The 13,866-nt window shown below is 66.4% G+C and carries 12 protein-coding genes; 4 read left to right on the plus strand and 8 right to left on the minus strand.

What is annotated here, in order from left to right; translation table 11 throughout:
- Positions 1-149 precede the first annotated feature (149 nt).
- Positions 150-290 carry a bifunctional ornithine acetyltransferase/N-acetylglutamate synthase gene (locus AC3WG5_RS15905; protein ID WP_492569510.1) on the minus strand — a complete coding sequence of 47 codons (141 nt, stop codon included), beginning with the start codon at positions 288-290 and terminating at the stop codon, positions 150-152.
- 13 nt (positions 291-303) lie between these two features.
- On the minus strand, positions 304-1,296 hold the full coding sequence (locus AC3WG5_RS15910) for a bile acid:sodium symporter family protein (RefSeq protein WP_492569512.1): 993 nt from the start codon (positions 1,294-1,296) through the stop codon (positions 304-306).
- Between the two features lie 121 nt (positions 1,297-1,417).
- Between AC3WG5_RS15910 and AC3WG5_RS15915 the strand changes: the two genes are divergently transcribed.
- From AC3WG5_RS15915 to AC3WG5_RS15930, 4 genes are all read left to right on the plus strand, one after another.
- Positions 1,418-2,329, plus strand: a complete 912-nt coding sequence (locus AC3WG5_RS15915) for a LysR family transcriptional regulator (RefSeq protein WP_492569513.1) — start codon at positions 1,418-1,420, stop codon at positions 2,327-2,329.
- A 379-nt stretch (positions 2,330-2,708) separates the two neighbouring features.
- On the plus strand, positions 2,709-4,304 hold the full coding sequence (locus tag AC3WG5_RS15920; RefSeq protein ID WP_492569515.1) for a phospholipase D family protein: 1,596 nt from the start codon (positions 2,709-2,711) through the stop codon (positions 4,302-4,304).
- The gene (locus tag AC3WG5_RS15925; protein ID WP_492569517.1) at positions 4,301-4,672 is read left to right on the plus strand and encodes a YfeK family protein; all 372 of its coding nucleotides are present in this window, start codon (positions 4,301-4,303) and stop codon (positions 4,670-4,672) included. The genes AC3WG5_RS15920 and AC3WG5_RS15925 overlap by 4 nt, the downstream gene beginning before the upstream one ends.
- 167 nt (positions 4,673-4,839) lie before the next feature.
- Positions 4,840-5,733 carry a transporter substrate-binding domain-containing protein gene (locus AC3WG5_RS15930; protein WP_492569519.1) on the plus strand — a complete coding sequence of 298 codons (894 nt, stop codon included), beginning with the start codon at positions 4,840-4,842 and terminating at the stop codon, positions 5,731-5,733.
- Positions 5,734-5,893: 160 nt separating this feature from the next.
- Here the strand turns inward: AC3WG5_RS15930 and tcuB are convergent, their stop codons facing one another.
- The 6 genes from tcuB to AC3WG5_RS15960 form a co-directional block, all read right to left on the minus strand.
- Complete coding sequence (gene tcuB, locus AC3WG5_RS15935) at positions 5,894-7,063, minus strand: tricarballylate utilization 4Fe-4S protein TcuB (RefSeq protein WP_492569521.1); 1,170 nt, start codon at positions 7,061-7,063, stop codon at positions 5,894-5,896.
- Positions 7,050-8,453 carry an FAD-dependent tricarballylate dehydrogenase TcuA gene (tcuA, locus tag AC3WG5_RS15940; protein WP_492569523.1) on the minus strand — a complete coding sequence of 468 codons (1,404 nt, stop codon included), beginning with the start codon at positions 8,451-8,453 and terminating at the stop codon, positions 7,050-7,052. Before tcuA ends, tcuB begins: the two co-directional genes overlap by 14 nt.
- A 78-nt stretch (positions 8,454-8,531) precedes the next feature.
- A complete protein-coding gene (locus tag AC3WG5_RS15945; RefSeq protein ID WP_008954562.1) occupies positions 8,532-9,458 on the minus strand; it encodes a LysR family transcriptional regulator in 927 nt (308 codons plus the stop codon).
- A gap of 214 nt (positions 9,459-9,672) precedes the next feature.
- Complete coding sequence (dctA, locus tag AC3WG5_RS15950) at positions 9,673-11,013, minus strand: C4-dicarboxylate transporter DctA (protein ID WP_008954561.1); 1,341 nt, start codon at positions 11,011-11,013, stop codon at positions 9,673-9,675.
- Positions 11,014-11,042: 29 nt separating this feature from the next.
- On the minus strand, positions 11,043-12,140 hold the full coding sequence (locus tag AC3WG5_RS15955) for a 4-oxalomesaconate tautomerase (protein WP_492569526.1): 1,098 nt from the start codon (positions 12,138-12,140) through the stop codon (positions 11,043-11,045).
- Positions 12,141-12,485: 345 nt separating this feature from the next.
- A complete protein-coding gene (locus AC3WG5_RS15960; protein WP_492569528.1) occupies positions 12,486-13,844 on the minus strand; it encodes an aspartate aminotransferase family protein in 1,359 nt (452 codons plus the stop codon).
- Positions 13,845-13,866: the final 22 nt, after the last annotated feature.

The following is a 13,866-nucleotide window of genomic DNA, read 5'->3' on the forward strand; positions in this document are numbered from 1 at the left end:
ACCGCCCACCCAACTCACCCGCCTGCCGCGCCGCTTCCGGCCCGCCGGCACCGCGCTGAAAATGCAAAAAGCCGGCGTTTTCGCCGGCTTTTTCAGGGTGGGTGCCATTTCTGGCGGGTGGGCCGGGCTTCGGCCAACCTGCACCGCGTTCAGCTGCGGTAGTCGGCGTTGATGCGCACGTAGTCGTAGGAGAAGTCGCAGGTCCAGACGGTTGCGCTGGCCTGGCCTTGGGTTGGCTGAGCCGCCCCGTAAGCCCGTTCCCGGACTGTGCGATCGCGAGGGCTTGCCATCGATGCGCGAGGTTCAAATGGTCTGCTTGACCGCCGCCGGGCTCTCCGGGCGATGCCGGTAGCGTTGTGCCAGCACCGCACACACCATCAGCTGCACCTGATGGAACAGCATCAGGGGCAGTACGATTGCGCCTACGGCATGGCCGGCGAACAGCACGTTGGCCATCGGGATACCGCTTGCCAGACTCTTCTTCGAGCCGCAGAAGACGATGGTGATCTCGTCTTCCTTATTGAAACCGAGCTTGCGCGCCGCGGTGCGTGTCGCGAACAGCGCCAGCGCCAGCAACACGCCGTTGACCACCAGCAGCCCGGCCAGCGCCTTCACCGGGGTGTTGTGCCACAGCCCCTGGATGACGGCCTCGCTGAACGCCGTATAGACCACCAGCAGAATCGAGCCCTGATCGACGAAACGCAGCATCGCCTTGTTGCGCTCCACCCAGCCACCGATCCAGCGTCGAGCCACCTGGCCGGCCAGGAAGGGCAGCAGCAATTGCACCATGATGTCGATGATCGAGTGCCACGAGCTGGCGCCGCCGGCGTGCGATACCACCAGCACGCTGACCAGCAGCGGGGTCAGGAAGATGCCGATCAGGCTCGACGCCGATGCGCTGCACACCGCTGCGGGGATATTACCGCGCGCCATCGAGGTGAAGGCGATGGAGGACTGCACCGTGGCCGGCAGCGCGCACAGGAACAGCACGCCCAGATAGAGGTCCGGCGTCACCAGCGGGGACAGGATGGGTTTGAGCGCAAAGCCCATCGCCGGGAACAGGATGAAGGTGCTGGCGAACACCAGCAGGTGCAGCCGCCAGTGCGTTGCCCCGGCGATCACCGCTTCGCGCGACAGCTTCGCTCCATGCAGGAAGAACAGCAGCGCGATCGCCGCATAGGTCACCTTGCCGAAGACCACGGCGGTTTGGCCTTCGCAGGGCAGGAACGTGGCGAGCAGCACGGTGATGACCAGCGCCAGCGTGAAGTTGTCGGGGAGGAAACGGGGTCGTGCCACGGGGTACTCCTGATGATCGCTTGCGAGAGCAAACGCTGCCCTCCATTCATTGGCGTTATTTTTGCTGCCAGCCGATATAGAATTCAAATGGATTTATCTGATCAATTCATTCAATTTCTGCATGAACATCTCTCTGCGCCAATTACGCACCTTCCTTGCCGTTGCTCGGCACCGCAGTTTCAGTCGCGCCGGTGACGCGATCGGCCTGTCGCAACCGGCGGTCAGCCACGCGCTGCGCGAGCTGGAGGGGGAGCTGGGCCTGAAGCTGCTCGACCGTACCACCCGCGACGTGGCATTGACCGAAGCCGGGCAAAACCTGGCCGGCACGCTGGAACGGCTGCTCGACGAACTGGAAGGTTGCCTCGCCGAGACCCGCCAGCTGGGCGAAACCCGCCAGGGACGAGTGCGGGTGGCGGCCAGCCCGACCATTTCGGCCAACCTGATGCCCTCCTGCATCGCCCGCAGCGCCGAACGCTACCCCAAGCTGTCGCTGATGTTGCGCGACCAGGTGCAGCAGCTGGTGCTCGCCAGCGTGCGCAGCGGGGAGGTTGATTTCGGAGTGATCATCGACCCGCTCGGTGCCGACGACCTGTATTGCGAGACCATCCTGCAGGAGCCGTTCTGCCTGGTCTGCCGGGCCGATCACCGCTTCGCCGCCGCCGGGTCGGTCGCCTGGAGCGAACTCGCCGCCGAGCCGCTGGTGCTGCTCGACTACGCCTCGGGCAGCCGGCCGCTCATCGACAAGGCATTCGCCCAGCAGCAGGTGAGCATGCGGGTGGCGCAGGAACTCGGCCATTCCACCACCGTGTACCGCATGATCGAGGCCGGCATCGGCATCAGCGTGCTGCCGATCCTGGCGCTGCCCTTGCCGGAAGCCAGCGATCTGGTGGTGCGGCCGCTCTTCCCCGCCGTCGAGCGCTCGCTGATGCTGGTGCGCCGCAAGAATCGCTCGCTGTCGCCGTTGGCCGAAACGGTATGGGCGCTGATCCGCGAGGTGGCCGCCGAGTTTGCCGCCAGCCGCACCTGGCCGTGAGGCGGCGGGCTCCGTTCTCCGTGCGGATGCAGCCCGTCCCGGGGGACTGGACCCTATTCGTACGGATCCCACAAGCGCTCGGCGGCCCTTTCGCGCCGCGCTACCGCAGCGTGCTCGTCGTCAGCCGAACACCGGCCCGGCTTGATACGGTGGCGCGGAAAGGGCATGCGTGCCCACGGAAAAAACTACACTACAAAACACTTGCCAAATAACTTCACCCCGCGGTTGCAGCTACCGCTTGAATCCGGAGTCCTCTACGTCAATGGCCGCCCCGCCGGAGAGGTGACGCCACGGTCCGCTTTCCCGCCAGGGCGGTGACGGAGGCGTGACCTGGCAACCGACAGGTTTGCCTGCTCCCGGAGCGGCGGGGAGTATTGTGATGATCCACCGGCTCCAGCTTGTGCTTGTCGTACTGATGGTCGCCATCCTCAGTGGCTGCCGTTCGCTGCCACCGGGGTCGGATGTTGCCAAAACCGCCTCCACGGCGCTGGCTCACCCCGAGGAGACCCGGCTTGGCCGGCTGTTTGACCAGGCGGCGCGGGCCCATGCCGGCCACTCCGGTTTTCGCATCATCCCGGTCGGCGCCGACGGCTTTCTGACCCGCATGCAGATGATCAACGCCGCCGAACGCTCTCTCGACCTTCAATACTTCATTTTCCGTGGGGATGAAACGGGCCGGCTGCTGACCGGAGCGGTGCTGCGCGCGGCCGATCGCGGGGTACGCGTACGCGTGCTGATCGACGATGCGGAAACGGAGGCTGGGGACGAGCAGATTACCCGTCTGGCAGCCCATCCTTCGGTCGAGATTCGTCTCTTCAACCCGTTCACGTACCGCGGCCATTCGAAGCTGTTCCGATCCATCGAGTTCATGTTCAACGCCTCCCGCCTCGACTACCGGATGCACAATAAACTGCTGGTCGTGGACAACGCCATGGCGCTGCTTGGCGGGCGCAACATCGGCGATCAATACTTTCAGATCAACCCCGCATCCCAGTTCGCCGACGAGGACGTCTTTGCCGCCGGCCCTATCATCCCCCAGCTCTCGAGGTCTTTCGATGAGTACTGGAACAGCCCGCTGTCGATCCCGGTTGCGGCACTGGCCGGCAAGAAACCCTCGCATGCCGAATTGAATGAGCATCGCGACGCCTTGAACGAGCAGCATCAGGAGTTGAAAGCCAGTGGTGTCGACTACGTCAGGCGGGTCGCCACCGGAGAGCCCTTTGAGGGGATGATCTCCGGCCGCTTGCCGCTGACCTGGGCGCCGGCGCAACTGGTCTACGACAGCCCCGACAAGCGCAAGGTGGTGCAGGGCGCGATGGTAGGGCAGCTGATGCAGCGCCCGGTGGCCAACACGACGCTTGCAGTGCAATCCGAATTGCTGATGGTGACGCCCTACCTGATCCCCGGGAACGAAGGCATGCGCCTGTTCGAACAGCTACGCCAGCGCAACGTCAGGGTGCGGATACTGACCAATTCACTCGAATCGACCACCGTATTGCTGGCTCATTCCGGCTATATGCATTACCGGGTGCCCCTGCTCGAGCAGGGTGTGGAGCTGTACGAGGTGCGATCGTTACTGGGAAACGCCAAAGGCAGCGGCCAGAGCGCGGCGATCTCCCGTTTCGGCAATTATTCGCTGCACGCCAAACTGTTTGTCTTCGACCGCCGGAAGGTGTTCATCGGCTCGATGAATTTCGATCAGCGTTCGATGCATCTCAATACCGAGATAGGCTTGATCATCGACAGCCCCGCCCTCGCCCGGCAGATTGCCCAGCGTTTTGACGCCATGGTGCAGCCGGTCAACTCCTACCGGCTGACACTGCGGCCAAGCGAAACGGGGAAGGCTCCCGGTCTGGTGTGGCACACCGAGGAAAACGGCAAGGCCGTTGAGTACGACGAAGAGCCGGCCCGCAACGCCGAGGAAAGAATCAAGGCCCATACCCTTTCTCTGTTGCCACTGGACAAGGAACTATGAAACCGAGATACGCCGGGGCGGTATTGATGCTGGGGCTGCTATGGCCGCCCGCGGCGCGTGCGGAACCCCCCGCCGCGGTGCAAATGGAAGTGGGTTTTCTGCTCGGCTATATCGAAGGCTCTGGCTGCCAGTTTTATCGCAATGGCTCCTGGCACGACGCCAAAACGGCGCAGGCGCATATACGCGACAAATACCGCTATTTGGTGGCGCGAAACCTGATCGCGACCACCGAGGACTTTATCGAACGGGCCGCCACAGCAAGCAGTCTGAGCGGCCAACCGTACCAGGTGCGGTGCAACGGCGGGGCGACCGTGACAAGCCGGCAATGGTTGCACGAAGAGCTGGTGCGGCTTCGGACCTATCACTAAAACCAAACACTTGCGCTTCGTCAAACAAAGCGGTCCCGCAGCAGGCATCGCCGCCACGTCCACTTCTATAGTGATCTGGACTGCATCGGATTCGGAACCGTTGCTGTCATCCAGAAAATGAGGAGCGCACCTCCATTGGAGCAGTCCATCCAACAGAAAGGAAAAACATGAAGACCAAGAAACTCATGACGACTGCTTTGATCGCCACCGGCCTGGTCTGCACCCTGCCGGCTGTTGCGGCGTCCACGCTGGAAAAGGTGGCCGCGAGCAACAAGATCACCGTGTCATACCGTGAAGCCGCCGTGCCTTTCAGTTATTTGCCGGGCTCGGACAAGGCCGTGGGGTTCTCGGTGGATCTGACCAACGCCATCGTCGACGATGTGCGCAAGAAGCTGAAAAAACCGAACCTCGAAGTGGCCGCCATCCCGGTCACCTCGCAGAACCGCATCCCCTTGCTGGTGGACGGCACCTACGACCTGGAGTGCGGTTCAACCACCAACAACGCGGCGCGCGGCAAGGACGTGGCGTTTGCCATCAGCCACTTCTATGCCGGCACGCGCCTGCTGGCGAAGAAGACCGCCCATATCACGAGCTACGCCGACCTGGCCAAGAAGACCGTGGCCTCGACGGCGGGCAGCACCAACGAGAAGGTCATCCGCCAGTACAGCGCCGACAACCACCTCGACATGCAGTTCGTCCTGGGCAAGGACTACGGCGACGCTTTGCAACTGGTGGAAAACGATCAGGCGGTGGCGCTGGCGCTCGACGATATCTTGCTGTTTGGCCTGAAAGCGAACGCCAAGAACCCGGATTCGCTCGAGGTGGTGGGGGACGCGCTGCAGGTGGAGCCCTACGGCTGCATGCTGCGCAAGGACGATCCCGAGTTCAAGGCGCTGGTGGACGGCACCCTCGCCCGCCTGATGAAATCGGGCGAATTCACGCGGCTCTACCGCAAGTGGTTCGAATCCCCAATCCCCCCCAAAGGCATGAATCTGAACATGCCGATGGGCGCGCAGCTGAAGGCCAACCTCAGCGCGCTCAGCGACAAGCCGGCGCAGTAGCAACGCCCCCGCGACGGGCAAGGCGGCGGGCGGGCACAGCCGGCCACCGCCAGCCCAAACAGCCTGACGTCGCCTCGATCACCCATACACGCGGCCAAGCCGGCCAGCGGAGCAACGACAACTCCTACCATCGCCCTGCCCCGCCACCAAGAGCTGACGGTCAGTCCGACCCCAGTTGCAGCCGGTTGGGCTGGCGCTTTTCGATCGCCCACTTCAACAACGCCGCCGAACGGTAGATGCCGTGCGCGAACTTGCCGTAGGGCAGCGTCGCGAACAGTGCCATCACCACCCCGAGGTGCGCGGCGAGCAGGACCCCCATGGCGCCGCTGTCGCGGCCGGCCAGCACGGCGAGGCCGGTCGCGCTGGTGAGCAGCAGCAAGGCGATGAAGCCGCGGTCCATCGGTTTTTGCGCGGCATCGCCCTGCGCCGGGTGGCGCCGCAAGTTCAGCCACAGCAAGCCGGCCGGACCGATCAGCAAGCCGACCCCGCCGATACTTCCCAGCAACACCGGCAGGCTGGTCAGGGCGTAAGGCGCCGGCATTCCCAGCAGGTAGTGGTAGAGGGTGGCGACGGCGGTGGCGGCAAAACAGGCCAGAAAGCCGTAGAAGGTGAAGTGGTGGAAACGCCGGCGCCACAAAGTGAAGGCATCGTCCGCGTTGTTGCAGCCTTCGCCGTGGCCGCCATCGAGATACTTCAAGCGCAGTACGTCGTGCGTGGCTTCGGCCACGGCCGGGCCGGTGGCCTCTCCCGGCGTAATGCTGCGCCAGAAGCGGCTAACGCCAACGCCGAGCGCGAGTACCGCAAAACCGAACACGGCACCGAACAGCAGTGCGAGCGTGTTGTGCGGGAAGAACGCGTAGAAATCTCCACCCAGGGGCTGGCCCAGCAACTCGGCGCGTGTGCCGAGCAGCAACATCAGGAACAGCGCCAGCCCCCCGGCCAACGCCAGCGCCACGGTCAGCCCGGCACGGCGGTAGAGCGCGCCCAGCGCGGGCGGCCAGGCGTAGTCGCCATAGGTCTGGCCGCGCACCTTGGCCATGGCCTGCGGAACGTTGACGGCGAACTCGTGCGGCGGTGCGTATTGGCAGGCGTGCAGGCAGGCGCCGCAGTTGTGGCACAGGTTGGCGAGGTAATGGATGTCGGCCTTGCCGAACTCGATGCGATGGGTCATGGCCGGGAACACGGCGCAGAATCCCTCGCAATAGCGGCAGGCGTTGCAGATCTGCATGGCGCGGCCGACTTCGTCCTCGTTGTCGGTGAGCGTGGCGCTGGCCGGCGTTGCCTGGTCGAAGCGGCCGGCTTCGCGGATCAAGACATCAAGCTGCTTCATGGTGCGTCCCTTGTCGTGCGGCCCGTGCCGCGTGAGTGCCGGCGATGCGGCCGAAGGCGGTGCCGATGGACATGCCGATACCGGCGAGATAGCCCTGGCCGAGCACGTTGCCGGCCATCATCTCGCCCGCCACGAACAGGTTCGGGCTGGGCCGGCCGCCGAAATGGACCGCGGCGTGCTGGTCGACCTTGAGGCCGAGGTAGGTGAAGGTGATGCCGGGCCGCAGCGCGTAGCCGTAGAACGGCGGGGTGTCGAGCGGCCGCGCCCAGTGCGTCTTGGCCGGGGTGAGGCCGGTGGTGTGGCAGTCGTCGAGCACGGTGTGGTCGAAGCGGCCGACATGGCAGGCGGCGTTGTAGTCGGCCACGGTGCGCACGAAGGCCGTCTCGTCGAGCCCGAGCCGGCGCGCCAGTTCGGGCAGGGTGTCGGCCTTGACGCCGGGGAACACCGGCGGCATGAAGCGGCCGATGGCCTTGGCGTCGATGATGGAGTAGCCGATCTGCCCTGGCTGACGGGCGACCAGGCGTCCCCAGATGGCGTAGCGCTTGGGCCAGAAATCCTCGCCCTCGTCGTAGAAGCGCTCGGCGTGGCGGTTGAGCACGATGCCGAGCGAGACGCAGTCGACGCGGGTGCAGATGCCGCCGTCGTAGAGCGGCGCGCGCGCGTCGATCGCCACGCAGTGCGATTGCGACGGCTCGCCCACGGTGTCGGCGCCGGCGTCGATCATGAACTTGAGCAGCGTGCCCTGGTTGAAGCGCGTGCCGCGGATCAGGAAGTTGTCAGCCGGCCATTCGCCGTTGTCGTTCTGGCCCCAGGCTTCGCGCAGCCATTCGCGGTTGGACTCGAAGCCGCCGGCGGCGAGCACGCAGGCGCGGGCCGGGATGCGTTCCTCCCCGAGGCGGACGGCAACGAAGCGGCCATCCTCAAGCTCCAGCGCATCGACCGCGGCGTCGTAGCGGATCTGCACGCCGAGACGCTCGGCACTGCGGTAGTAGGCGTTCACCAGCGCCTTGCCGCCGCCCATGAAGAAGGCGTTGGTGCGCGCCGTGTGCAGCGCGCCGGACAAGGACGGCTGAAAGTGGACGCCGTGCCGGCGCATCCAGTCGCGGCAGTGGGACGAGGCCTGGATCACCAGCCGCGCCAGCGCCTCATCGGTGAGGCCGCCGGTGACGCGCAGCAGATCCTGCCAGTACTCCTCTTCCGGATAGGCTTCGACCAGCACGTCCTGCGGCGCGTCATGCATGCAGCGCAGATTGCGGGTGTGCTGGGAATTGCCGCCGCGCCATGCGCGCGGGGCGGCTTCGAGCAGCAGCACCGAGGCGCCCGCCTCGCGCGCCATCAGCGCGGCACAGAGGGCGGCGTTACCGCCGCCGATCACAACAACATCGAACATCGATACAGTCTCCCTGGTGATGGAGAGACTGTAGAGAGTGGCGCGAGCGGCCGCCAGACCGGTTGCGGCAAGGGGTGTTTAGCGTTCGTGAAGGGTGGCGCCCGGCCAGCGCCCCTGCTCGACCAGGCCGCGCGCGACCTGCTCCAGCACCACGCGCGCGGCGAGGCCGGCCGGCGACAGCTCGTCGTCGCACAGGCTGACCAGCAGATTGGGGCGGCGCACCGTGGCGTCGTCGATCTCGATCAGGGTCAGCGCTTCGTGCCGCAGCCGGGCGATGGCGGCGCCGGGCTGGAGGGTGGCGCCGTAACCGGCGCGCACCGCGTCCATCAGCAGCGCCAGGCCGTCGATCTCGGCCACGATGTTGAGGTCGAGCCGGCCGTGGGCGGACGCGGCGTCGAGCAGCGCGCGCAGGCCGTGCGGCCCGCTCGGCAGGATCAGCGGCAGCGCGCCCAGCTGGTCGAGCCGCAGCGGGCCGGGCGCCGGCAGGCCCGGCATGTCGGGCGGGGCGATCAGGAACAGGCGCTCCTCGAGCAAGGGCTGCACGCTCCAGCGCTGGGTGCGGTCGACCTGGAACAGGATGGCGAGATCGAGCTGGCGCGCGCCGGTCAGGGTGGCCAGGTTGCCGGACAGGCTCTCGACCAGGTGCAGGCGGATGTCGGGATAACGCTCGCGCATCGCCGCCATGAACGGCAGCCCCAGCAGCGCCGAGGTGCTGGGCGCCATGCCGATGCTGACGTGGCCGGACAGCCGCGCCAGGCGCGCGGCACGCACGGCGTCGTCGGCGTGGCGGATCGCCAGTTGCGCCTGGCGCCAGAAGGCGAGGCCGGCGTCGGTCGGAATCACGCCGGTCGACGTCCGCTGTAGCAGGCGCGTGGCGAGTTCGCCCTCGAGCCGGCTGATCTGCTGGCTCAGCGCCGAGGTGCCGACGCCCAGTTCCAGCGCGGCGCGGCCCATGCTGCCCTGCTCCACCACGCTGACGAAATAACGCAACTGCCGAAGCTCCATCTCTCTCCCATCGCTAAGGTTGGCCGAAGACGGCCGCCTGAAGCATAGGCGCAAAACCGGGGCCAGCGATAGCTCGGCCACGCCGAGCCCCCGGGGCGGGAGCGCGCCGGGGGCATCGTGGCGGCGCGAGCCGGGCATGAGGCCGTAGCAGCGCCGCGGCCACGGCAATGAAAAAGGCCGGCTCCCAGGAGCCGGCCCGCAGACCTCGTATCACTCAGGACTTCAGCGACAGCCCTTCCGCCACCGTGAACCCCTCCAGTTGCGGCTCGGCCTCCTCCGCCACCGCTTCCACCAAGGGGCTTGGCTCGCACAGTTCCGCCAGCAGTTGTTCTCGGTCGCAGGCCTTCTCCCACAGCGCGACCACCAGCGAGCACACGATGTTGCTGATGATGCTGGTCAGCGCGCGGGCTTCGGACATGAAGCGATCGATGCCCAAGAGCAGCGCGATACCGGCCAGGGGGATGTCGTGCACCACCACCAGGGTGGCGGCCAGCGCCACGAAGCCGCTGCCGGTGACGCCGGCCGCGCCCTTGGAGGACAGCAGCATGATGCCGAGCATGATCGCCGTCTGCTGCCAGGAAAGATCGATATTGCAGGCCTGGGCGATGAACAGGCTGGCGAGCGACAGGTAGATCGCGGTGCCGGCCAGGTTGAAGGAGTAGCCGGTGGGCAGGACGAAACCGGCCACGCCCTTGCTGCAGCCCAGTTTCTCCAGCTTCTGCAGCACGCGCGGCAGCACCGGTTCGGTGGAAGACGTCCCCAACACCACCAGCAGTTCCTCACGGAAGTACTTGAGCGTGCGCCACAGGCTGAACCCGCTCAAGCGGCACAGGCCGCCCAACACGACCACCACAAAGCCGATGCAGGCCACGTAGAAGGTCAGGATCAGCTGGCCCAGCGAGGCCAGCGAGTGCACGCCGTACTTGCCGACGGTGAAGGCCATGGCGCCGAAGGCACCGATCGGGGCCACCTTCATCACGAAGTTGAACACGCGGAACAGGATTTGCGACATGTCCTCCAGCCAGGCCAGCAGTCTGTCGCCGCCCTTGCCGCTGGCGGCCGACAGGGCAAAGCCGGTCAGCACCGCCAGCAGCAGCACCGGCAGCACCTCGCCCTGGGTGAAGGCGCCGACGAACGAGTCCGGGATCATGTGCATGAAGAAGTCGACGGCGTTGAGCCCCTTGGCGCTATGGGTGTACTTGGCAATGCCGCTGGTATCGAGCTGGCTGGGGTCGATGTTCATCCCCGCACCCGGACGGATCACGTTCACCGCCGCCAGGCCGAAGCCCAGCGCCAGCAGCGTCAGCACCAGGAACAGGCCGAGCGTCTTGCCCAGGATGCGCCCGAGCTGGCTCTTGTCGCCCAGCGAGGCGATGCCGATGGCGATGGTGCAGAACACCACCGGCGAGATCATCATCTTCACCAGCTTGACGAAGGCGTCGCCCAGCGGCTTGAGCGCGGCGCCCTGGCTCGGGAAGAAGTGACCGAAGGCGATGCCGATCACGACGGCAATGATCACCTGCAGGTACAGGGATTTAAAAATTTTGGCTTGCATGATGTCTCCTCACTCTCTTTCTTGTCGGTTCAGCCGGCTTTTTTCCAGACCGTTCCGGGAATCAGCACCTGGCCGCTGAACAGGGGCCGGGCGGTTCTGACGATGCCGACGCGACGGATCACCGGGGGCTCGCCGGCCGGCGCGGCTTGCAGATCGACCTGCGTTTCCAGCTGGCCGGACGGGTGTTCGATGGCGATGCGGTCGGGCTGATCGGCCCGGCGGCGCACCAGGCGCGAGGCCACCGAGCCGGGGATCAGGCAGGCGGCGGCGACGCACAGGGCGCCGGTCACGGCGTGGGCGGCGTGGCAGGCCCAGGGGGTGAAATAGCGCGAGCTGATGCTGCCGTCACTGGCCGGGGCGGCCAGTACGGCGATCTTCGGCAACACGCTGGCGCTCACATCGCCCAGCCCCATGCGCCGCGCGGCGGCCTGGCGCACGGCTTCGAGGCGGGCCAGCAGTGCGGCGTTGGCATCGAGTTCGGCCTTGCTCTCGTGGCCGCTGATGCCCAGGTCGGCGGCCGCCACCAGCACGATGGGGGTGGAAAAGTCGACGCAGGACACCGCGATGCCATCCACGATGTCGAGCGCCTGCCCGGTGGGCAGCAGCTTGCCGGTCTTGGCGCCGGCGGCGTCCAGGAAGTTGAGCACGATGCCGGCGGCGGCGCCGGGCACGCCGTCGATGTGCACTTCGCCTTCGTAGGTCACTTCGCCGCTCGGCGTCGGCACCAGCGCCTCGATCACCTTGCCGGTGTTGACGTTGAAGATGCGCACCGGCGTCACCGGATCGGCCGCCGGCACCAGCCCCTGCTCGATGGCGAACGGACCGACCCCGGACAGCATGTTGCCGCAGTTGGGGTTGGTATCGACCGCGCGCTGGCTGACCGAGACCTGGGCAAACAGGTAATCGACGTCGATGCCGGGGCGCTGCGAGCGGCTGACGATGGCCACCTTGCTGGTCAGCGAGTCGCCGCCGCCGATGCCGTCGATCTGGCGCAGGTCGGGCGAGCCCATCACCGACAACAGCACGGCGTTGCGCGTCTCCGGATCGGCCGGCAGGTCGTCGGCCAGGAAGAACGGGCCTTTGGAAGTGCCTCCTCGCATCAGGAGGCAGGGAATCGGGGTCAACATGGATTGGCTCCACCACAGGCGTTGAATCAGTGATTGGATTGTGGTGAAAAGCCGCCATAAAGTTAAATGCATTTATTTATTGAATTATTGCATTTTGGTCATTTATTCATTTTAACTGGGTTATCAATACAAATTTTCGCCGTAAAAATCAGAATTTGACGGAAATTGAATGCAGTTACCGGTCTAGCCAACCAGCACGAAGGCCGCATCGCATGCGCAGGCCAACGCCCCGGTCAACCGCTGCAAGGCCTTGCAGCGGTCCCTGAAGCGGGGACGGCCGGCCAGCGCCGGGCGCTCCGCCACGTCACCGCCATCAGGCCGACCTGCTTCGGCCAACCTTGGGCCTTACCTGACCGCCGCGACGAACGCCGCGAACGCCGCCACCAGGCGGTCGACCTCGGCGGGCGTGGTGTCCGGGCACACCAGCATCATGTTGTGGAACGGCGTGATCAGCAGGCCGCGGTTGAGCAGGAACAGGTGCACGATGTGCTCCAGCTCGCTGTCGAGAATCCGCACCGCCTCGCTGCCGTTGCGCGGCGGCACGGCGGCGAACTGGAACTCGGTGCGGGCGCCGATCCGGGTCACGCACCACGGCAGCCGCTGCGCGTCGATGACGCGGCGCAGCCCTTCGGCCAACCTTTCGGCCAGGCCGAACATGTAACGGTAGGCGTCGTCGGTCATCACCTCGGCGAGGTTGGCGCGCATCGCCGCCATCGCCAGCAGGTTGGCGGTGAGCGTGGTGCCGATGCCGCTGTGCCCCGGCGGCGCGTTGCGCTTGGCGGCCTCGGCCTGCCGGGCCAACTCGGCGCTGAAGCCGTACACCGCGCACGGCACCCCGCCCGCCACCGGCTTGCCGACCACCAGCAGGTCCGGCTCAAGGCCGTGGGCGCGGGTGTAGCCGCCGGGGCCGCTGCTGATGGTGTGGGTTTCGTCGATCAGCAGCAGCGTGCCGTAGCGCCGGCACAAGGCCTGCGCCGCCGGCCAGAAGCCCGGTTGCGGCAGCACCATGCCGATGTTGGTCATGGCCGGCTCGGCCAGCAGGCAGGCCACCTCGCCGTCCTGCAGCGCGGCTTCCAGCGCCGCCAGGTCGTTGAATTCCACGCTGCGCGTGTGGCGGGTGATGTCGTAGACCTGGCCCAGCAGGCTGGCGCGCGTCTGCGGCTGGCCGTCCACCAGGTCGACGAACACGTCGTCCACCGTGCCGTGGTAGCAGCCGTTGAAGATCAGCACCTTGCGGCGGCCGCTGATCGCCCGCGCCCAGCGGATGGCGAAGCGGTTGGCGTCCGAGGCCGACAGCGCGAACTGCCAGTACGGCAGGCCGAAGCGGCGCGCCAGCTCCTCGGCCACCCACACCCCGTCCTCGCTCGGCAGCATGGCGGTGTAGCCGCGCTCCGCCTGGCGGGCGATGGCCGCGGCCACCGGTTTGGGGCTGTGGCCGAGCATGGCGCCGGTGTCGCCGAGGCAGAAATCGACGTAGTCGTGGCCGTCCACGTCGCGGAAGCGCGCGCCCTGCGCCGCCGCCACGTACAGCGAGAACGGCGTGGACCAGTCGTCCATCCAGTGCAGCGGCACGCCGAACAGCAGATGATTGGCGGCGGCGGCCGACAGCTCGCAGGAGCGCGGCATGCGGCCGATGAAGGCGTCGCGCTCGGCGGCGTACAGCGCCAGCGCCTTGTCCCAGTTGATGCCGTGACGGGTAGCCATGGGGCCTCCTTGGTCGTGTCTT

The sequence above is a fragment of the Pseudogulbenkiania sp. FW507-F1 genome (assembly GCF_058781125.1).